Origin of the sequence: Arcobacter iocasae, assembly GCF_042214795.1 — a bacterium.
Lineage (GTDB): Bacteria > Campylobacterota > Campylobacteria > Campylobacterales > Arcobacteraceae > Arcobacter > Arcobacter iocasae.
Genome location: NZ_CP090177.1, coordinates 523,429 through 544,059 on the forward strand (window position 1 = coordinate 523,429; position 20,631 = coordinate 544,059).

At 27.2% G+C, this 20,631-nt stretch carries 20 protein-coding genes; 4 read left to right on the forward strand and 16 right to left on the reverse strand.

The window, feature by feature from the left end; all coding sequences use genetic code 11:
- Positions 1–10: 10 nt before the first annotated feature.
- Genes LXN10_RS02765 through LXN10_RS02775 form a run of 3 tightly spaced genes read left to right on the forward strand, consistent with a single transcriptional unit; the run spans position 11 to position 3,878 of the window.
- The gene (locus LXN10_RS02765; RefSeq protein ID WP_375724420.1) at positions 11–1,180 is read left to right on the forward strand and encodes a peptidoglycan DD-metalloendopeptidase family protein; all 1,170 of its coding nucleotides are present in this window, start codon (positions 11–13) and stop codon (positions 1,178–1,180) included.
- Between the two features lie 2 nt (positions 1,181–1,182).
- Positions 1,183–2,538: a magnesium transporter gene (gene mgtE / locus LXN10_RS02770; RefSeq protein WP_375724421.1), complete on the forward strand. Its 1,356-nt coding sequence runs from the start codon at positions 1,183–1,185 to the stop codon at positions 2,536–2,538.
- A 38-nt stretch (positions 2,539–2,576) separates the two neighbouring features.
- On the forward strand, positions 2,577–3,878 hold the full coding sequence (locus LXN10_RS02775) for a PAS domain-containing sensor histidine kinase (RefSeq protein WP_375724422.1): 1,302 nt from the start codon (positions 2,577–2,579) through the stop codon (positions 3,876–3,878).
- Here the strand turns inward: LXN10_RS02775 and LXN10_RS02780 are convergent.
- The 11 genes from LXN10_RS02780 to tig all read right to left on the reverse strand — a co-directional run bounded on the left by LXN10_RS02780 (position 3,875) and on the right by tig (position 13,896).
- Entirely contained in the window at positions 3,875–4,201 is a 327-nt protein-coding gene (locus tag LXN10_RS02780; protein WP_375724423.1) for a hypothetical protein, read from the reverse strand. The genes LXN10_RS02775 and LXN10_RS02780 overlap by 4 nt on opposite strands.
- A gap of 6 nt (positions 4,202–4,207) precedes the next feature.
- Positions 4,208–4,780 carry a GTP cyclohydrolase I FolE gene (gene folE, locus LXN10_RS02785; protein WP_375724424.1) on the reverse strand — a complete coding sequence of 191 codons (573 nt, stop codon included), beginning with the start codon at positions 4,778–4,780 and terminating at the stop codon, positions 4,208–4,210.
- Positions 4,781–4,789: 9 nt separating this feature from the next.
- Positions 4,790–5,986, reverse strand: a complete 1,197-nt coding sequence (locus LXN10_RS02790; protein WP_375724425.1) for a type II secretion system F family protein — start codon at positions 5,984–5,986, stop codon at positions 4,790–4,792.
- Positions 5,983–7,335: a GspE/PulE family protein gene (locus LXN10_RS02795; RefSeq protein ID WP_375724426.1), complete on the reverse strand. Its 1,353-nt coding sequence runs from the start codon at positions 7,333–7,335 to the stop codon at positions 5,983–5,985. The genes LXN10_RS02790 and LXN10_RS02795 overlap by 4 nt, the downstream gene beginning before the upstream one ends.
- Positions 7,319–8,014: a hypothetical protein gene (locus tag LXN10_RS02800; RefSeq protein WP_375724427.1), complete on the reverse strand. Its 696-nt coding sequence runs from the start codon at positions 8,012–8,014 to the stop codon at positions 7,319–7,321. The genes LXN10_RS02795 and LXN10_RS02800 overlap by 17 nt, the downstream gene beginning before the upstream one ends.
- Entirely contained in the window at positions 7,986–8,861 is an 876-nt protein-coding gene (locus tag LXN10_RS02805; protein WP_375724428.1) for a hypothetical protein, read from the reverse strand. Before LXN10_RS02805 ends, LXN10_RS02800 begins: the two co-directional genes overlap by 29 nt.
- Before the next feature lie 84 nt (positions 8,862–8,945).
- Entirely contained in the window at positions 8,946–9,827 is an 882-nt protein-coding gene (gene era, locus LXN10_RS02810; RefSeq protein WP_375724429.1) for a GTPase Era, read from the reverse strand.
- A 68-nt stretch (positions 9,828–9,895) separates the two neighbouring features.
- Entirely contained in the window at positions 9,896–11,404 is a 1,509-nt protein-coding gene (locus LXN10_RS02815) for a YifB family Mg chelatase-like AAA ATPase (protein WP_375724430.1), read from the reverse strand.
- A 63-nt stretch (positions 11,405–11,467) separates the two neighbouring features.
- Positions 11,468–11,980: a peptide deformylase gene (gene def / locus LXN10_RS02820; RefSeq protein WP_375724431.1), complete on the reverse strand. Its 513-nt coding sequence runs from the start codon at positions 11,978–11,980 to the stop codon at positions 11,468–11,470.
- Positions 11,981–11,988: 8 nt separating this feature from the next.
- Positions 11,989–12,573 carry an ATP-dependent Clp endopeptidase proteolytic subunit ClpP gene (clpP, locus tag LXN10_RS02825; RefSeq protein ID WP_375724432.1) on the reverse strand — a complete coding sequence of 195 codons (585 nt, stop codon included), beginning with the start codon at positions 12,571–12,573 and terminating at the stop codon, positions 11,989–11,991.
- Positions 12,574–12,594: 21 nt separating this feature from the next.
- Positions 12,595–13,896, reverse strand: coding sequence for a trigger factor (gene tig / locus LXN10_RS02830; protein ID WP_375724433.1), 1,302 nt, complete (start codon positions 13,894–13,896; stop codon positions 12,595–12,597).
- Positions 13,897–13,996: 100 nt separating this feature from the next.
- Between tig and LXN10_RS02835 the strand changes: the two genes are divergently transcribed.
- Positions 13,997–15,739 (forward strand): VWA domain-containing protein, encoded by a 1,743-nt coding sequence (locus LXN10_RS02835; protein ID WP_375724434.1) that lies wholly within the window; start codon positions 13,997–13,999, stop codon positions 15,737–15,739.
- Positions 15,740–15,741: 2 nt separating this feature from the next.
- Here the strand turns inward: LXN10_RS02835 and ppk2 (LXN10_RS02840) are convergent, their stop codons facing one another.
- The 5 genes from ppk2 (LXN10_RS02840) to LXN10_RS02860 form a co-directional block, all read right to left on the reverse strand.
- The gene (ppk2, locus tag LXN10_RS02840) at positions 15,742–16,866 is read right to left on the reverse strand and encodes a polyphosphate kinase 2 (RefSeq protein WP_375724435.1); all 1,125 of its coding nucleotides are present in this window, start codon (positions 16,864–16,866) and stop codon (positions 15,742–15,744) included.
- Between the two features lie 3 nt (positions 16,867–16,869).
- Positions 16,870–17,793: a polyphosphate kinase 2 gene (gene ppk2, locus LXN10_RS02845; RefSeq protein ID WP_375724436.1), complete on the reverse strand. Its 924-nt coding sequence runs from the start codon at positions 17,791–17,793 to the stop codon at positions 16,870–16,872.
- 18 nt (positions 17,794–17,811) lie between these two features.
- Positions 17,812–18,948 carry a carboxynorspermidine decarboxylase gene (nspC, locus tag LXN10_RS02850; RefSeq protein ID WP_375724437.1) on the reverse strand — a complete coding sequence of 379 codons (1,137 nt, stop codon included), beginning with the start codon at positions 18,946–18,948 and terminating at the stop codon, positions 17,812–17,814.
- Entirely contained in the window at positions 18,941–19,105 is a 165-nt protein-coding gene (rd, locus tag LXN10_RS02855; protein ID WP_375724438.1) for a rubredoxin, read from the reverse strand. The genes nspC and rd overlap by 8 nt, the downstream gene beginning before the upstream one ends.
- Before the next feature lie 249 nt (positions 19,106–19,354).
- The gene (locus LXN10_RS02860; RefSeq protein ID WP_375724439.1) at positions 19,355–20,548 is read right to left on the reverse strand and encodes a saccharopine dehydrogenase family protein; all 1,194 of its coding nucleotides are present in this window, start codon (positions 20,546–20,548) and stop codon (positions 19,355–19,357) included.
- Positions 20,549–20,631 lie beyond the last annotated feature (83 nt).

The window sequence follows — 20,631 nt, forward strand, 5'->3', positions numbered from 1 at the left end:
GAGAAACGATTTGAAGTATTTAATATGCATTTTATTAATAGTGAGCTCACTATTTAGTTTAGAAGTAAAAAAACTGTCTTGGCCAAAGGGTGATACCTTTCTAACATTTCTACAAGAGAACAATATAGATAACAAACTTTATTTCAATTTGGAAAGGGAAGACAAAGAGTTATGTTCAGAAATTAGAGCAGGTGCCACTTACTATGAAACAAAAAACGAAAAAGGTGAGCTTGTACAAGCTTTAATTGAAGTATCAGAAGAGATACAACTACAAATTTATAAAGATGGGGATAGTTATAAATTCTCTACTCTTCCAATTATTTTTGATGAAGTTGTTGAAACTGTAACTATTCCAATTACATTATCACCTTATCAAGACATATTAAATAAAACATCAAATAGTGAATTGGCAAATGAGTTTATACGAGCATATAGTGGAAGTGTAAACTTTAAATATATGAGAAAAGATGACACAATTACAATAAAATATAGACAAAGAATCAGACTAGGTCAATATCATGGAACACCAGATATTATCTCAGCAGTTGTAAAAATAAGAAATAAAGAATATTTTATATTTAAAAATGAAGATGATGGTAAATATTATAATGAAGCCGGTAAAAGCTTAACAAGTTACTTTTTTAAGATACCTTTAACATATACTCGTATTTCAAGTCCTTTTACAAGAAAAAGATGGCACCCAGTATTAAAAAGATATAGAGCTCACTTAGGTATTGATTATGCAGCCCCAAGAGGAAGAGCAATTCATTCAGCAGCGGATGGAAGAATTGTTTACAGAGGTAGAAAAGGTGGATATGGAAATGTTATTGAAATAGTTCATAAAAATGGGTATAAAACTCTTTATGCACACCAAAGTAGATTTAAACCAGGACTTAGAGTAGGAAGTAGAGTTAGACAAGGTCAAACAATTGGCTATGTGGGTACTACAGGTGTTAGTACTGGCCCACATTTACACTTTGGTTTATATAAAAATGGAAGAGCTATAAATCCAGCTAAAATAGTAAGAGTAACAAAGACAAAATTGAAAGGAACTGCGAAGAAAAAGTTTCTTAAATATACAAAAGCCTTATCAAAAGAACTTGATGAGAAAAGTAAAAATCCAACGCAAGAAGTTCTGGATTTAAAAGAAATACCAAATAAAAGCTTATTGAAAGTGTAAATTTGAAAATAAATGAAAAATCTATAGAAAAAAATCCAACTGAACTTTTAAAAAAGTTAGATAAGCTACATCCAAGTGATATAGCTTATTCTTTAAAGAAAATAATAAAAAAAAATCCAGATGACTTTCTCTTTGTATTAAAAAACTTACCTGAAGATATACTTGGGGATGTAATTTTAGAACTTCCTGAGAAACTAAGAGAATATGCTTATCACGAACTAACTATTGAAAAACTTACAGATGCTGTTGATGAGTTAGAATCTGATGACCAAACAGATATTTTACAAGAAATTGAAGAACTTAATGTTGATAAAGCAAAAGAGATCTTTGATGGTCTTGAAGTTGATGACCAAGAAGAAATCAACTGGCTAAAAAGATATGAAGCAGGAGAAGCTGGTGCATATATGCAAACAGAGCTTTTTAGTGCAAACTTAAATGAAACAATCAGTAACTCAATAGAAAAACTTAGAATTGCAAAAGAAGAAAAAGAACTTGAAAATATACATCAAGTTTATGTAGTAGATGATAATAAGATTTTAGTGGCTTCTATTTTGTTAGAAGATTTGATTATTTTTGATTATAAAAAAACCTACAAAGAACTAATTGAAGAGTATGGAGCTAAAAGGTTTAAACCTTATAAAGTAAATGATGACGAACTTATAAAAGATGTTGCAAAGCAATTTGAGAAATATGACCTTAGTGTTGTGGCCGTAGTTGGTTATCAAAATATGCTAATAGGAAGAATTACATCAGATGATATTTTAGATGTTATTGAAGATAGTGCAACTGAACAGATGTACCAATTAGCTGGGGTTCATGATGATTTTGAACATGATAGTTTTATATTCACAGCTAAAAAAAGAGCAATGTGGCTTTTTATAAATTTAGGAACTGCAATTTTAGCATCTATGGTTATTGGATTTTTTGATCAAACTATTCAAGCCTTTGTTGCACTAGCTGTACTTATGCCAATAGTAGCTTCAATGGGGGGAAACGCTGGAACACAAACTTTAGCGGTTATGGTTAGACGAATGGCTTTAGGTGAGATAGATTTTGAAAACTCAAAAGATGCGATTATGAAAGAAATATTAGTATCACTACTCAATGGTGTACTCTTTGCCCTGGTTGTTGGTGTAATCACTTATTTTTGGTTTAATACAGCTCTATTAGGTTTAGTAATAGCTCTTTCTATGATAATCAATCTATTTAGTGCTGGTTTTTTTGGAGCAACCATACCACTTTTTTTAAAAAAATATAATATTGACCCAGCAGTTGGAAGTACTGTTTTACTTACAACAGTTACTGATATTGTTGGTTTTTTTAGTTTTTTGATGCTAGCAAAACTAATTTTACTCTAGTCATAGGATATAATGTAATTAAACAATAAAGGAGCCTAATGAAGAAAGTTTCTTCAGCATTTTATATAGCTGCAATTTATTTTATATTAAGTTTCTTTTGGATTTTATTCTCAGACAAAACTATCTTACTCTTCACTCAAGAAAATGAACTTTTAACTTTTGTTCAAACTATTAAAGGTTGGTTATTTATTTCTGCTACTTCTTTATTTTTGTACTTTATTATTTCAAAAGAATTTAAAAAAGAAGAAGATTTAAAAGAATATTTTAAAAAAAGTCTTGATAATTTAGCTTCTCCAATAATAATTTTTAATGAAGATGGAAAAGTTTTAACAATAAACAAAACCTTTGAAAAACTAACTGGGTATAAATATGAAGAAATAGATACTATTGATAAATGGACAAAAAAAGCCTATGGAGAAAATGCCTCAAATGTAAAGGAATCAATAGATAAGCTTTATGATATTGATACTATCGTTGATAATGGAATATTATATATCAAAACAAAATCTGGGAAGATTATAGTTTGGAACTTTTATTCTGCTCCATTTGGAATAAAAAATAAAAAAAGAACAGTGATTGCAAATGCTGTAGATATTACAGAAGTAAAAGAGAAAGAAAAAATGATGATGCAACAGTCTAAAATGGCTGCTATGGGAGAAGTTTTAGAAAACATTGCACACCAATGGAGACAACCACTATCTAATGTCTCAACAATTTCTACAACTATTAGTCTAAAAAATGAAATGAATACCTTAGATAGTAAAGAAATAAATGAGTCTATGAAACTTATTAATGACACGATTCAATATCTATCAAAAACAATAGATGACTTTAGAAGTTTTTTTAAACCTTCAGAAGAAAAAATATATTTTAATATTGAAGATACATTTGAAAAGTCACTTTTAGTTATTGGAAGTAAATTTAAAAATGAGAATATTGAATTTATAAATGAGATAGACAATATAAAAATATTAAATGACAACAATGCCCTAATGCAAATATTCATAAACCTCTTTAATAATTCAAAAGATGCTTTTATAGAAAATAATATAAAAAATAGATTGATATTTATAAAAACAAATATAAAAAATGAGGAAATAATAGTTGATATAATAGACAATGCAGGTGGAATCGATGAGAATATAATTGAAAAAGTATTTGAGCCATACTTTACAACAAAAGGGAAATCCTTTGGCACTGGAATTGGATTATATATGTGCGAAGAAATTGTTACAAAACACATGAATGGAAAAATAAAAGTTGAGAATACAGAATTTAACTACAATAATCAAAAACAAAAGGGTGCAAAATTTAAGATAATCTTACCCTTTGATAACTAAAAAACTTCCAAATTTAACTCTAAGGAATCTTTTCCAAAATCAACTTTATAATTCAGATTATTTCCACTACATTTAGTTAATTTTGTGTATTCACTGCTATTTGCAAAATAATTTGTTCTAAAAAACAGTTCATTATCTTGAATTTCTAAATATAAAAAAACCTCTCCATTTGCACTTAAGTTTGTAACTTTGCAATACATATAACATTTTAATTGATTGTTTTTAAATTCTAAACTATCTTCAATCATCTCAAATGGATAAATATATCCATTTGAGTCAAAATATGAAAATTTGATTTTTTTGATTTTTTCTAAATTAAGCACGAAGTATTATTTATGTAAAGACTGAGCTACTATTGATAAGAACTCATCTTTTGTTTTTTTCTCTTTTTTAAATAGCCCTCTAAGCGCTGAAGTTACAGTTGTAGAGCAAATTTTTTCAACTCCACGCATTTCCATACACATATGTCGTGCATCTATCATAACAGCCACACCTTTTGGATTTAGGGCTTCATGTAGGGCATCACAGATTTGTTCTGTCATTTGTTCTTGAATTTGTAATCTTCTTGCAAATACATCAACAACTCTTGGAATCTTTGAAAGTCCTACTACTTTTCCATTTGGAATATATGCCACATGTGCTTTTCCAATAATTGGCAACATATGATGTTCACACATAGAATAAAATTCTATATCTTTTATAACAACCATTTCATCATTTGAACTTGTAAAAAGTGCTGAATTAATTATCTTTTTTGGGTCTTGATTATATCCACTACACATAAAGTCAAAAGCTTTTCTCACACGACTTGGAGTTTTTTCTAAGCCTTCTCTAGTTACATCTTCCCCAACATATTCAAGTACACTTTTTATTGCATCTTCAAATTTTTTTTCATCTTTCATATATTACCTTTAAATATTTAACATCTCACTCATATTCCATATGGGAGTAAAAATTGCAAGCATAATCCATAATATTAGTGATGAAATAAGTATAAAAAAGATTGGTTCGATAAGAGAAGTTAAAGATTTAATCTTTTTATCAAACTTTTTTTCATACAAAACTTGTAATCTCTCTACACATATATCCAAAGAATTACTAGCTTCACCACTTCTTATTAAACTAATAACCAACTCATCAAATAACTCTGTTGAGCTAAATGCATATGAAATTGATTCGCCATTTTTAAGATGTTCATTAATAGACGATATTCTAGCCAAAAGGTATTTATTTTTTATTAAAATTAATGCATTTCCCATACTTAAGTGAAATTCATATTTGGATTGCAATAAAATATTTAGTGCTACAAAAAAATTATATAGTTCGTATGTTTTATTTAAACTTCCTACTATAGGGAGATATTTTATAATAACTTCATCTTTATAATAAGAGAATTTCTCTGATTTACTAATAAAATATTTTATAACAAAATAAATGAAAATAAAAAAGAGTAAAAGATATAAAGAGTACTTTAAAAAGAAATTCTTTAAGCTAAGTAACAAAATAGTAGAAATAGGAAGTTGCATATGATACTGCAAAAATATATTTTCAAATTTTGGTACTACAAAAATAAAAATCATACTAAGAGCTAAAATAAAAGTAACCATGACAATAATAGGATATCTTAGAGAGTTTTTTAAATCTTTTTTATTTTTAAGTCTTATTTTTAAAAGTGTGGATAAAGCAGCAATCACGGCTTTTATATTTCCATTTTTTTCAAATATTTTGAAAAAAGGAATTATGATTGGATTCAAATCTTTTTCATATTTTTCTAAAGCTTTATAAATAGCTCTTCCATTTTGTAAAGCAGATTCCATGGAGTTTAGAATATCTGATAAATAGCTATTTTTGATACTTTTCTGTAGAATTTTTATGGCATCTATTAATAAAATATTAGAATCTAGCATTATGCTAAGTTGAATAAAAAGCTCAATTATTTGCTCTTCACTTGCCTTATTGACTATTTTGATATTTTTAAATTCGAGCTTTTTTATCTTTTTTATTTTTACAATATTTTTAGGTAATTTTTCTTTTTCTAAATTATCACTTATTATGATTTTTGATTTGATTTTTTGGTTTTCTTGATAATGAATTTTATATTTATTCAAAACAATACTTTATTTACTTCATCTTTAGTTGTTAGATTTTTTTCAATCTTCTCTTTTGCATCATCAAATAATGATTTAAATCCAATACTTTTAACATAGTGCATAATCTTGTTTTTATCAAAATCATTTGAAACAAGAGAAGAGATATTTTCATCAAACTCTAAAAACTCAAACAAAGATAATCTTCCATCAAAACCAGTATAATTGCACTTGCTACAGCCATCTTCACAAAAAGAGCAAAGTTTTAGCACTAACCGTTGAGCAATAACAGCTCTTAGTGTGGAAGCCACTAAATATGGCTTTGCATTTAAATCAAATAGCCTAGATAATGTTGAAATAGAATCATTCGTATGTAAGGTGCTAAAAACTAAATGACCTGTTAGGGAAGCTTGAATGGCTATACTTAAAGACTCTTCATCTCTTATTTCGCCTATCATGATTATGTCTGGGTCTTGTCTTAATATATTTTTTAAAACATCATTGAAACTTAGTCCTATTTTATTATTTATTGCGACTTGTTGTATGCCTTTTATTTGATATTCTACTGGATCTTCTATTGTAATTATTTTTTTAGAATTATCATTTAGTTCATTTAATATAGAGTATAAAGTAGTAGTCTTTCCACTTCCAGTTGGACCCGTAACTAGTATCAATCCATTTGATTTAAGAATTGATTTTTTTACTTTTTTTAATATCATATCATCAAAGCCAATATTATTTAAATCTTTTTTATTAACACCATTATCTAGTATCCTTAAAACAATTGATTCACCTGTAATAGTGGGCATAGTTGATACTCGAAAATCAATTTTTTCTTTATTTAGAACTTGTTTTTCAAATCTGGCATTTTGGGGTTTTCTCTTTTGAGTGATATCCATATTTGATATAAGTTTTATATATGAACTAAGGACTAAATAAAAACTAATTTCAAAGCTAAAAAATGTCTTTAAAATACCATCTATTCTAAGTCTTATAATTAAACACTCACTTAAAGTCTCAATATGAATATCACTACACTTTTTTTCAAGGGAAAAATTCAATAACAAATCAAAAAACTCTTGTACAGCTTTTTCTTGGTTTTGTTGTATTGAATTTTTATAATTAATATAAATCTGATGCTTTTTTTCAAAATCATCCAAACAAAATAAAATCTCATTTTTACTAGATTTTATCTCTTTTATTACTAAGTTACTCTCAACTAACTGTAAATTTAAACTCTCTTCACAAACTATTACTGTAATAAAATATTCATCTTTTTTAATCGGCAAAATTAGATTATCTCTTAAGCTTTTAATCTCATAGTTTTTAATAAGTTCATAATCACATCTATAATTATCTAGTATATTCATTTTGATATATCCATATTTTAGTTTTGTGATTATTTTTTTCTACTTCAATAAAATCACTTTTTATTGAAATCACCTTTTCGTCATTTATTTTTTCTCCTATTTTGTACCACTTATCATTTACTAAAACAGTATTATTAATAATGGCATCAATTTTAATATCTTCTTTTATATCATCTTTGACAAGTACTTCTTTACTACTTATTGCATTATTTTGATATAAAACTATATTTTTAATCTCTTTTGGTATTAAATTTTTATAAAAAATATTTTTTTTATTTAATTCTATTTCTATATATAAATCTATTTTATTATCATTAATAGCTTTGAAGCTTAGCTTTTTTATGATTATTTTAGAACTATATTTTTCTATATAATCAACAATGTTTAAACTTTTTAAAAAGTCATCTTCTATTTGTAAAAAGACTTTTTTAGGCATTATTTTTATATTCCCTATATTTACTTTTTTATGTTTTATCTCTTCTTCTAAATCAAAGATAAAATCGAATATACTTATTACCTTCTCTTTTTTTACTATATTTATTTTTTTTGTACTTTTATATTCATTTATTTTATTAAAACTATAAAAAGAATAAGTAATATAAGTCATGAAAAGCAAAGGAAGCAAATAAAACAAAGCCTTATATTTAGTATTAAAAAACAAACGATGTACTAATCTCATAACCACCCTTTGTTTTAAAAAATGAATTTATTTTTCTATTTTTATAAGTTTGAATAAAAGCATAAAAATCATCTCTATTTTTAGCAATAAGAGTTACGGATAAACTTTTATTGCTAAAGTCAAACTTTGATATTTTTAGATTATGTTTTTCTAAAATAGCAAATAAAGTGCTTATTTTAAAATATAAGCTTTGCCTTTTGGGAATTAAATTTTTCTGTTTAATTTTATTATGGATAGTATGAAGTTCTTTTTGATTAGATTTTTTATCATAATACTCAAAAAGCAAAAAAGATGAAGATAAAAAAAGTAGTATAAATAAATATGAGTAATAAAATTTTAATTCACTATTATTATAAATATAAGATAAATCTGTACTGATTGTTTTTTTGTTTTTGTAAACTTCTAAATCTGTAGTTTTGATATACATTACTTCATCATAATCAAACAAAAACCTTTTTTTGATATAAACTTCTATGTCTTGATTTAAAAGTTCTTTTTCTATTTTTTGAAAGTAATATAAAGAACTCTTCTCAAACAATAATAAATAATCACTATAATAAACTAATACTCTTTTTTGATCTAATTTTTTAGTTTTAATATACTCATTAATCAAGTCTATTATAAGTATTGCACTATTTTTATTTTCATATGAACAGGCAAAATACTCTTTTGAGTATTTCAAATAAGTATAAAAAGTTTTGTGATTTTTTTGGAAAGTAGTTTTTTCTTTTAAATTATGAAGAATAAATTTATCAAGATTTTTGTCTAAAATCTGTTCAGAGACTTTAAACAGGTTTGTATAAATATAATCAAGATTTATGATTTTTTTGTCATTTAAGTATTCCATAATAAATTATATTATTTAATAACTTAAAAATATCAAAATTTGTTCATATTAATTACTATTTAATAATTAATATGAACTTTTAAATTAATCTATATCGTAACCCAATTCTTTAAGACCTTCTCTATTTTTAGTCCAGCCTTTTTTAATAGAAACAAATAATTCAAGGAAACATTTTTTGCCAGTTAGTTTTTCTATTTTTTCTCTAGCATCTTTTCCGATTCTTTTAATAGCAGTTGCACCTTTTCCAATAATCATACCCTTTTGAGTAGATTTTTGTACGATAATCGTTGCTTTTATTACATCAACATTCTTTTTTTCTTCAACTTTATTTATTAAAACATCTGTTTCATAAGGTATCTCATCAGAAATATTTTCAAAAATTGACTCTCGTATAAACTCTTTAAAGATATCTCTTAAATGTTCAGTTGTCAAAATCTCTGGATCAAACAAATAAGGGTGTTCAGGAAGATATTTAACAACAACATCTAAAATATCCGCATGGGTTGTAGCTTTTTTGATAGAGACAGGGATGATTGATTCGTATTTATCTGAATATTTTTCATACTCTTTCATTTTAGCTAATACTTCTTCATTTGATACAAAATCTATTTTTGTAAGAAGTAAAAGGTGTTTTGTATTTTTTTTATTTTTTAGTAAAAATTCTTCATAATATTTAACTTGATCTGTAACTGGTGCTAAAAATAAAATTAAATCACAATCACCCATAGCTTTTAATGCTTCATCAAGCATAAATTTATTTAATAGTTTTTCAGTTTCATGAATTCCTGGAGTATCCACAAATATAACTTGGTCATCTTCATGCATCACAATTATATTTGATCTTTTTCTTGTGGCATTTGCTTTATGAGAAACCATCGCAATCTTTTCACCTACTAACCAATTTAAAAGTGAACTTTTACCTGCATTTGGTCTTCCTACTACTGATACGTATCCGCATTTTGTCATTTTATCCCTTTGTAATCAATACGAAGTTTTCCTTCGTAAAATCTAATTTTTCGCATTATACAATAATTTTATCTTTTTCTGAAACTAAGTGCTTCAAATATATGCTCTTTTTTTATATTTTCACTAGCTTCCAAATCTGCAATTGTCCTAGCTACTTTTAAAACTTTGTTTATACTTCTAAAAGATAATGAATAATTTTGAGTAGCTTTATTTAAAATATTTTCACCCTCACTATCTAAAACACAATATTTTTTGATATCTTCATCTTTTAATTTTCCATTTAAATCATTTTGTCCTCTTTGCATTTGGATTTTAAAAGCATTTAAAACCATTTGGTGCATTTTTCTAGAACTTATATCTGATTTATCATCATAATTTACCTCACTCATTGTCACAAAAATATCAATTCTGTCACAAAAAGGATCTGATAACTTTGATTTATATCTAGTGATTTCCAACTCATTACATCTACATTGTTTTGTATCACTTAATAAATTGCCACAAGGGCACGGATTCATAGCACAAGCAAATAAAAACTTTGTTTCATAATTTGTTTTTGAATTTACCCTTGAAATTAATATTTTATTATCTTCTAAAGGCTCTCGCATGGATTCAAGTATTGCTTTTGGGAAATGTGGGAGCTCATCAAAAAACAATATCCCATTATTTGATAGAGCAATTTCTCCTATTTTAGAATTAATTGTACCTCCACCAAATATAGAAGCTCTTGTGGAAGTATGATGTGGGGACCTAAAAACTGTACTTGCATCAAAATTTGGTTCGATTAGATTTAAAGAATCTAATTTTGCCTTTTCAAGTATTTGTTCCACTGTTTGGGGTGGCATGATATATTGTAATCTTTTTATTATCATAGACTTACCACAACCAGGACTTCCTTCAAATATTACATTATGGTTACCACTTACAGCAATTAAAGCTGCTCTTTTTGCTACTTTTTGTCCCTTTACCTCTGAAAAATTTAACTCATACTTTTTATTATAATAAAATTGTTTGTTGTTTATAAATAAAGTGTCACAGGACATTTTATATTGTGGAACTTTATATTTTTCTTTCTCTTTTGAATTAAAAAACATAATTGCATCATTTAAATTCTTGGCACTATATACACTTATATTAGGTATCATTGCAATTTTATCTTCAATAGATTTTGGTACTAATACACTTAATTTATCAACTTTTTTTGCTAAAGATAATATGGAAGGGAAAATAGAACTATTCTCTTTTAGTGTTCCATCAAGTGCTAATTCAGCAAAAATATAAAAATTATCAAACTTTACTTTTGTATCATATAAAGCAACAAGTAGTGCAATTGATAAATCAAAATGGGTACCATTTTTATTTATATCTGAAGGAGAAAGATTTATAGTGATTTTTTTAGGTGGAAACTTAAAATCATTTGTTAATAGAGCAGATTTAACTCTATCTTTTGATTCTTGAATAGAAGAACTTGCAAGCCCAACTATTGAAAAACTGGGTAATCCTTTTGTAAATGTTGCCTCAACATCCACACATATCGCATCTAATGACTCTAATGTAGCACTTTTAATTATTTTCATATAAAATCCATATAATAACTATTTAGTTTATTATATGTAATTTTATATAAATTTTAATGTAATTTATTTACCTTTTTGGAATTTTTTATACTCTTTTTCAAATTTCTTTCTTTTCATTAAAGAAAGTTTTTCAATAAAGAGGTGACCTTCAAGGTGATCCATTTCATGTTGCCAAGCAACTGCAAAAAAGTCTTCAGTTTCTATTTTATGATGATTTCCAAATCTATCTTGATACTCTACGATTATATGTTGTGCTCTTTTAACATCTTCATTAAATCCAGGAACACTAAGACAACCTTCTGTAAAAACTTGTACACCATCTTTATGAGTTATTTTTGGATTTATTGCTTCTATTAAAGAGTCTTTTGCTTGAATATCATTTTCATCGGGAATCAAAATAATAAGGGCATTAAGTGGAACTGCAACTTGAATTGCAGCAAGTCCTACCCCACTTTGAGCAATCATAGTTTCATACATATCATCTAAAAGAGTGTGAAGTTCATCATCGAACTTCTCCACATCTTTTGATTTTGTTCTAAGTAACTTATTTGGATAAGTTATTACTTCTCTTACCATTATTTTTCTTACTTGTGATTTGTAATTACTTCGTCAATCAATCCATATTTACAAGCTTCTTCTGCACTCATAAAGTTATCTCTATCTGTATCTTTTTCAATAACTTTTAATGGTTGACCTGTTTGTTCAGCAATCATTTGGTTAAGAGTATCTTTCATTCTTTGAATCTCTTTTGCTTGAATCTGAATATCAGTAGATTGACCTTGTGCTCCACCTGATGGTTGATGAATCATAACTCTAGAGTTAGGTAAAGAATATCTTTTCCCTTTTACTCCAGAACTTAATAAAAATGCACCCATTGAAGCAGCTTGTCCAATACAAATAGTACAAACATCAGGTTTGATATAGTTCATAGTATCATATATTGACATTCCACTTGTGATAACTCCACCCGGAGAGTTTATATATAAATAGATATCTTTATCTGGATCTTCAGCTTCTAAGAAAAGCAACTGTGCAACTATAGTAGAAGCAACAGGATCATTTATCTCTCCACTTAACATAATAATTCTATCTTTTAGAAGTCTTGAATAAATATCATAACTTCTTTCACCTCTACCAGATTTTTCTACAACGTATGGAATATAACTCATATAATTTTCCTATTTATTAATTTATTTACCTAATTTTTCGTCAAATAATTTATTTAAAACTTTATCTTCGATCATAGACATTTTAATAGCTGGCATATAACCTGCATCTTGATATTGTTTTAAAACATCTTGAGGATTTTGTCCATTTTGCATTGCTTCATAATAAATCACTTGAGTAACTTCTTGATCATTTACTTCAACACCTTCAGCAGCAGCTAAAGCATCAACAATAAATGTAGCTTTTACTGAAGTTTCAGCATCTGCTTTTAATTCATCTCTAATAGCTTCAACTTTTTCAGCATTTTCTTGAAGTTCTTTAATCTCTTCTTCTGTCATTGTTCTTACTTTGTTATTTAAAGCATAATTAACTTCTTGCTCAACAACGCTTGTTGGTAAAGCAAAGTTAACATTTTCAACTAATTTGTCTAAATATTCAGGTTTTAACTCTTCTCTGTAATATGTATACATTAATTCAGTTTTCATTTGCTCTTCAATTTTTGCTTTTAATGTATCCATTGTAGCATCTTCTTCATTTGGTAACATTTTTTTAGCAAATTCATCATCTAATTCAGCAGCAACTTTTTCTTGAATTTCATGTAAAGTTACTTTAAATGTAGCTTCTTTTCCAGCTAAGTTTTTAGCTTGATAAGTTTCTGGGAAAGTTACAACGATATCTTTTTGTTCTTCATATTTCATTCCTAAAACTTGTTCTTCAAATCCTGGAATAAATGAGTTAGAACCAACTTCTAATGCGTATTTTTCAGCTTTTCCACCTTCAAATGCAACACCATCAACAAAACCTTCGAAATCAATAACAGCGAAGTCACCCTCTTTTACCATTCTTTTTCTTTTGATTTTTTCTAATGGAGCTGAACCTTTTGCAAGATTTTCTAATCTTTCAGTAAGGTCTTTTTTAGCTACTTTTTTCTCTTTAACAGCAGGAATTAATGATTTATAATCACCTAAGTCAAACTTTGGTTTAGAAGATATTTTAACTTCAACATCAATATCACCATTTTCTTTTTTGTCAAATTTACTAACACCTGGCTCACCAATTAATTCATCATTCGCAATTTCTAATTTAGCTAATCCTTCTTGTAATAAATCTCTTAATACTTCGTTAGCTGCATCTTCAGACAATTTTTCACCATATCTAGCTTTAACAACATTTACAGGAACTTTACCTTTTCTAAACCCTTGTATATTCATTGTTTTTGCAGCTTCTTTAGCTATTTTGTCCATTTTTGCGTCGATTGTAGCTTTACTCATAGTTGCAGTTATTTCTGCATTAGCTTCATCAACTCTTTTTGCGTTAAATTCCATTAACTTTTCTCCAATATAATTATTTTGAGCGATTTTATCTAAATTTTACTAAGGCTTTACTAAAATTGCTTCTTATATAAATCTACACAAAAGAGTGTTTATGCAATTTTTATACCCTAATGTACTTTTAATGATGTTAATTCCCTCATTAGTACTGTTTTTTTTAATCGTTACACAAAAAAGTAAATTTGAAAAAATATTTAATCAAGATGTTTTAAATAGACTTGCAATACCAAACTCTAACTTAACAAAAAAAAGTAGAAATATTTTACTTTTTTTAGCACTTATTTTTATGGTAATTGCCCTTGCTAGACCTGTTACAAATGAAAAAGAACAAAATATAAATCAAGAAGTCATTCCTGTAGTTGTTGCAATTGATGCATCAAAATCAATGCTTGCACAAGATGTATTTCCAAGTAGATTAAAAATGGCAAAGAAAAAGGTACTAGACCTTGTTAAATCACCAAATCAACTCTCGCTGGGAGTAATAATTTTTGGCCAATCATCATTTATCTTATCACCGCTTACAAATGATTTTACTTCTTTAAATTTTTTACTTCAAAACTTTGATTATAATTTAAATATAAATAATGGTTCAAACATATTTTCAGCACTTGAGGCTTCAAATAAATTACTAAAAGATTATAAATCAAAAAATATAATTTTATTAACAGATGGTGGAAATGAAGGTGAATACAAAAAAGAAATTGAGTATGCAAATGAAAATAATCAAAATATTTATATCATAACAATTGCTACAAAGAAACCTACTCCAATACCATTAAAAGATGGGTATGAAAATGATAAGGACGGTAATATTGCAATGGTAAAACTGAATGAAAGTATAAAAAAACTTAGTTTAAATACGAATGGTGGATATACAAATTATACATTAAATGATGACGATATAAATTCAATTATAAGTGATATTACAAAAAAAGCAAATAAAATAAATATGCAAATAAAAAAACAAAAAACTTATACTGAACTATTTTATTATCCTTTATGCTTAGCTTTAATTTTACTCTTGATTGCAGTTTCATCACTACCAAGCATAAAATCACTTGTAAGATTATCTATATTTATATTAGTTTTGCAAAATATTAACTTAGAAGCTTCATTATTAGATTTTAATACTATAAAAGATGCTACAAAAGCTTATAATGAAAAAGACTATAAAACTGCTTCTAATAAATTTAAAGACTTCATAAGTACAAACGAAGGTAAATATGATTTTGCAAATTCTTTGTATAAAGAGAAAAAATACAAAAGTGCCTTAGATATATATAAAGATATAACCACTAGTAATGAAGTGTTGGAATTCAAAAAACTTCACAATATGGGAAATACTTATGTTAAATTAAATGATTTAGAAAATGCGAAAAAAATGTATGAAAAAGCTTTAAAAATAAAAGAAGATAAAGAAACAAAAGAAAACTTAGAAATTGTAAAAAATGCAATGAACAATAAAAACAATAAAAACAATAAAAACAATAAAGATAACAAAGATAATAAGAACAAAAATAATAATGGTAAAAATGATAATAAAAACAGTAACAATAATAAACAAAATAATAATAAAGATAAAAATAGACAAAAGGATAAAAGTAATAAGCAAAATGATGAAAAAGATAAAAAAAATCAAGGTGAACAAAATAGTCAAAAGAATAAAAATAGCCAAGATAAAAAAGAAGCAAGTCAAGCTAATATAAAAGAGGATATATTATCAAATAAAGAAGAAAAAAAGTGGCTTGATTTACTTAAGAATCAAAGAACCCCAATATTACTAAAAAAGGTTGAGACAAAGAACAATTCAGAAAATAGTTCTTTGTCTCCTTGGTAATATTAGTAATTAGCTGATTTTCTCATTTGCATCAACTCTCTTTGAACAGAGATGTTGATTTTGTCATTTGCTTCAAAATTTAAAGCATAATTTTTCCCATCATAATCTACAGAATTTAATATGATTTTCATAGCTTCAATTCTTGATAAAAATTTATCATCACTTCTTACAATATGCCATGGTGCACTTCGTGAATTAGTTCGTCTAAGCATTTCATATTTTTTTTCTGAAAACTCACCCCATAAATCTTGAGCTTGCATATCCACTTCTGAGAATTTCCATTGTCTAAGAGGATCTTCAATTCTTCTATCAAATCTTCTTTTTTGTTCATCTTTAGAAACAGAGAAATATAATTTTATTAATATCATTCCTTGTCTTACTAAATCTTGCTCAAAATTAACAACATCTTCCATAAAAATTTCATGTTCTTCTTGTGTACAAAATCCAAAAATTGGTTCTACCATTGCTCTGTTATACCAAGATCTATCAAATAAAACCATCTCTCCACCTGTTGGGAAGTGTTGAATATATCTTTGGAAAAACCATTGATTTCTTTGTGTATCATCAGGCTTACCAAGGGCAACTATTCTGTAATGCTTATTATTCATATATCTAGTGATTCTTCTTATAGCCCCACCTTTTCCAGATGCATCTCTACCTTCGAAAAGAATAATCATTCTTTTGTTTTCTTTTTCCAAATAATCTTGAAGTTTGATTAATTCTATTTGATAATGTTTAAGCTCTTCAAGTTCATAAATCTTTCTTATTCCATCTCTCATAACATTTTTATCAAGTGATTTATAATCTCCTAATAAGTCTTTCATTTCTTTATTTTGAGAAACTACTTTTTCATATTCTTTAGCTGGTAGTATAGTTTTATTTTCATTTAGAACTTCAATCTTCGGTGCTTCTTCCTGCGCAATAACAATACTATCTTTATAATTATTCATTAAGGTAATAGCATCTCTTTTTGTAATATTATCTTTTTTTGAATAGCCTAAAACTTTTACATATCGTTTTTTATCATATTGAAATCTTGCTACATATTTTCTTCCATAAGTTACATGAGCAACTTTTGAAACATATAAACCATTGTAATCTGTTTTTTCAAAATCATTTAAATTCATCTATTATACCTTTGCAAATTTATTCTCTTTTTCCATGTATTCAATCTCTTGAGTTCCCGTATTTACTAAACTCTTGTCTATATTTAATAATTCAGATTCAACTTTATCAGTATAGTTTACATTTGTTAATATATATTTTATACAATTTAATCTAGCCAGTTTTTTATTGTCACTTCTTATAACAGTCCATGGAGCAATATCTGTATTTGAAGCCATTAACATAGAAAATTTAGCAGTTGTATAATTATCCCAAAGTTTTTGTGATTCTTTATCTACAGGAGAGAGCTTAAATTGTTTTAAAGGATCTATCTCTCTTTTTTTAAATCTTCTTGCTTGCTCTTTTTTTGAAACTGAGAAATAAAATTTAAACAAAATTATTCCTGATTTTACAATCATCTTTTCAAATTCTGGTACTTCTCTTAAAAACTCATGGTGCTCTTCTGTTGTACAAAATCCCATAACAGGCTCAACTCCACCTCTGTTGTACCAAGACCTATCAAAGAAGACCATTTCACCAGCACTAGGTAAATGTTGTGTATATCTTTGAAAATACCATTGTGTATTTTCTATATCACCTGGCTTCCCAAGGGCCACTATTCTAGCACCCCTGGGATTTAGATGCTCAGTGATTCTTTTTATAGTACCACCTTTACCCGCGGCATCTCTTCCTTCAAAAATCATCAAAACTTTTAAACCCATATCTTTTACATGATTTTGGAATTTTAATAATTCTATTTGAAGTAAAGTAAGTTCTTTTTCGTATTCTAAGGTCTCTTTTTTTACCCAGATTTGAACTTTTTTACCTTTTTGTTTTAACTCTTTTCTTTTTCTTTTAAAATTTTTTGACTTATGTTTTATATCTTCATGGGTATCAATCTCTTCGTCTTCTTTGAATTCATCTTCAATTATAACTCGCTTTTGTCCCATTTTATTACCTTTTAAATATTAAAGTCTTGCTTTATATTCATTATAACCAAAGTTTTTTACAATTTGGTAACAATCATCTGCCTTTTTTATTGCAATAGATGGCAACTTAATTCCATTAAAAGTGGTAGTTTTTACCATCGTATAATGTATCATGTCTTCTAAAATTATTTTATCACCTACTTTTAATGGCTCATCAAATGAATAATCCCCAATAATATCACCAGCTAAACAAGTATTTCCACCTAATCTATAAGTATGGGCTTTAACACCAGATTCTGCACTATTTCTTATATCTGCTCTATATGGCATAGCAAGAGTATCTGGCATATGAGCTTCTGCTGAAGTATCTAAAATAGCTATGTCCATACCATTATTTACAATATCTAAAACTGTAGCAGTTAAGTATCCTGTTTTCCAACCTACTGCTTCACCTGGTTCTAAATAAACTTCTAAATGTGGATATCTTATTTTAAATTCTTTTAAAAGAGTAACTAATCCATTTACATCATAATCAGCTCTTGTAATATGGTGTCCACCACCAAAATTTACCCATTTCATTTTAGGCAAAAATTCACCAAACTTTTCTTCAAAACTTTTTAAAGCACCCTCTAGTGCATCTACATTTTGTTCACAAAGGGCATGAAAATGAAGACCGTCTACATTAAAAATAGCGTCTTTATCAAAATTTTTTCTTGTTATTCCAAGTCGTGAAAATGCCCCGCAAGGATTATACAAATCAACCTCAACAGAAGAGTACTCAGGATTTACTCTAAGTCCTATAGAGGTTTGACCTATAGCTTTGTTTTCAAACTTCTTTAATTGGGCAATTGAGTTAAATACAATGTGATTTGATAAAGATACTATTTCATCAACTTCTTCTTCTTTAAATGCTGGTGAATAAGTATGAACTTCTCTCCCAAACTCTTTAGATGCCAATAGTGCTTCATGTAATCCAGAAGCACAACACCCTTTTAAATACTCTTTACATAAATCAAATGTTGCATATAAAGAGAAGCCTTTTAAAGCAAGCAGAATTTTTACATCTGCTTCATTTTGAATTTTTTTTAAAAGTTCAAGATTTTTCTTTAAAAGTTCTTCTTCACATACAAAACAAGGACTTGGTAATTCTTCAAAAGAATTAACAATATCAGTCATTATATGGCTCAAAGTCTTCTTTGCTTACGCCACAGTCTGGACATTCCCAATCTTCTGGAATATCTTCAAATGCAGTTCCAGCAGCTATACCACTATCTTCATCACCAAGAGCTGGATCATATATATAATCACAAATCGTACAGATATATTTTTGCATAATTTTTCCTTTAAAAATGTTCCATTTTTCAAGGGAACCTTATATTTTTAACTTCTTTTAACAATGGAAATAAATTCCATCTAAAGAAGCAAAGCCTAAAGAAAGTAACGAGTTACTTTTTAAAATGTTCCATTTTTCAAGGGAACCTTATATTTTTAACTTCTTTTAACAATGGAAGTAAATTCCATCTAAAGAAGCAAAGCCTAAAAAAAGTAACGAGTTACTTTAATAACTTAAAGAATAAAAAATTTATTCTAATTCCACTATTTTCCAAGGAAGACCTTGTTCCATTAACTCATCCATAAATGGTTTAGCATCAAACTCTTCGATGTTAAATACACCTTTGCTTTTCCAAACACCTTTATAGAGTAGTTTAGAACCAATCATTGCAGGAACTCCGGTAGTATAACTTACAGCTTGTGCTCCTGTTTCTTTATAACACTCTTGATGGTCACAAATATTATAAATATAAACTTTTTTTGACTTACCATCTTTAATACCTTCAATGATACATCCAATATTTGTTTTTCCAACAGTTCTTGGTCCTAAGCTTGAAGGATCTGGTAATAATGTAGTTAAAAATTCTATTGGAATAATTTCTACGCCTTTATGCATAACAGGCTCAATTCCTAACATTCCTACATTTTGTAAACAATTCATATGTTGTATATAAGAATCTCCAAATGTCATAAAGAATCTAATTCTTTTAAGACCTTTAATATTTTTTGATAATGACTCTAACTCTTCATGGTATAAAAGATAAGATGGCTTTACACCAACTTCAGGATAATCATGATCAACTCTTATTTCTAAAGGTTTTGTTTCAATCCATTTTCCATCTTCCCAATATCTACCATTTGCAGATACTTCTCTAAGATTGATTTCTGGATTAAAGTTTGTAGCAAAAGGGTATCCATGATCACCAGCATTACAATCCATAATATCAATGTAGTGGATTTCATCAAAAAGATTTTGTTGAGCATAAGCACAAAAAACACCAGTAACTCCTGGGTCAAAACCTGAACCTAATAATCCCATAATATCAGCATCTTTAAACTGATCATTTCTTGCCCATTGTTCTTTATATTCAAATTTTGCAACATCTGGATGTTCATAATTTGCAGTATCCACATAATCAACACCACATTTTGTACAAGCATCCATGATTGTTAAATCTTGGTATGGCAATGCCACATTTAAAACTAACTTTGGATTAACTTTTTCAATAAGTATCACTAAGTCATCAACACTATCTGCATCCACAGAAGCTACAGAGATCTCTACATTTTGATTTTTTAAAATGTCATCTCTGATTGATTCACATTTTGAAATAGTTCTTGAAGCTAATGTAATTTTCTCAAATGTATCTATATTCATCGCACACTTAACAGTTGCAACCCGACTAACTCCACCAGCACCAATAATTAATATACCTTTTTTCATAAAAACCTCTACTTTTAAAATTGTAATATTATATTAAAATAATAGTTAAAGAACAACAAGGTTACCAAAATTAGATTAAAATT

Excerpts from the sequence above, each read along its gene's own strand:
- LXN10_RS02775 (WP_375724422.1), top strand. The coding sequence starts at position 2,577 with ATGAAGAAAGTTTCTTCAGCATTTTATATAGCTGCAATTTATTTTATA.
- folE (WP_375724424.1), bottom strand. The coding sequence starts at position 4,780 with ATGAAAGATGAAAAAAAATTTGAAGATGCAATAAAAAGTGTACTTGAA.
- LXN10_RS02795 (WP_375724426.1), bottom strand. The coding sequence starts at position 7,335 with ATGAATATACTAGATAATTATAGATGTGATTATGAACTTATTAAAAAC.
- LXN10_RS02800 (WP_375724427.1), bottom strand. The coding sequence starts at position 8,014 with ATGAGATTAGTACATCGTTTGTTTTTTAATACTAAATATAAGGCTTTG.
- LXN10_RS02805 (WP_375724428.1), bottom strand. The coding sequence starts at position 8,861 with ATGGAATACTTAAATGACAAAAAAATCATAAATCTTGATTATATTTAT.
- era (WP_375724429.1), bottom strand. The coding sequence starts at position 9,827 with ATGACAAAATGCGGATACGTATCAGTAGTAGGAAGACCAAATGCAGGT.
- LXN10_RS02815 (WP_375724430.1), bottom strand. The coding sequence starts at position 11,404 with ATGAAAATAATTAAAAGTGCTACATTAGAGTCATTAGATGCGATATGT.
- def (WP_375724431.1), bottom strand. The coding sequence starts at position 11,980 with ATGGTAAGAGAAGTAATAACTTATCCAAATAAGTTACTTAGAACAAAA.
- clpP (WP_375724432.1), bottom strand. The coding sequence starts at position 12,573 with ATGAGTTATATTCCATACGTTGTAGAAAAATCTGGTAGAGGTGAAAGA.
- tig (WP_375724433.1), bottom strand. The coding sequence starts at position 13,896 with ATGGAATTTAACGCAAAAAGAGTTGATGAAGCTAATGCAGAAATAACT.
- LXN10_RS02835 (WP_375724434.1), top strand. The coding sequence starts at position 13,997 with ATGCAATTTTTATACCCTAATGTACTTTTAATGATGTTAATTCCCTCA.
- ppk2 (WP_375724435.1), bottom strand. The coding sequence starts at position 16,866 with ATGAATTTAAATGATTTTGAAAAAACAGATTACAATGGTTTATATGTT.
- ppk2 (WP_375724436.1), bottom strand. The coding sequence starts at position 17,793 with ATGGGACAAAAGCGAGTTATAATTGAAGATGAATTCAAAGAAGACGAA.
- nspC (WP_375724437.1), bottom strand. The coding sequence starts at position 18,948 with ATGACTGATATTGTTAATTCTTTTGAAGAATTACCAAGTCCTTGTTTT.
- rd (WP_375724438.1), bottom strand. The coding sequence starts at position 19,105 with ATGCAAAAATATATCTGTACGATTTGTGATTATATATATGATCCAGCT.
- LXN10_RS02860 (WP_375724439.1), bottom strand. The coding sequence starts at position 20,548 with ATGAAAAAAGGTATATTAATTATTGGTGCTGGTGGAGTTAGTCGGGTT.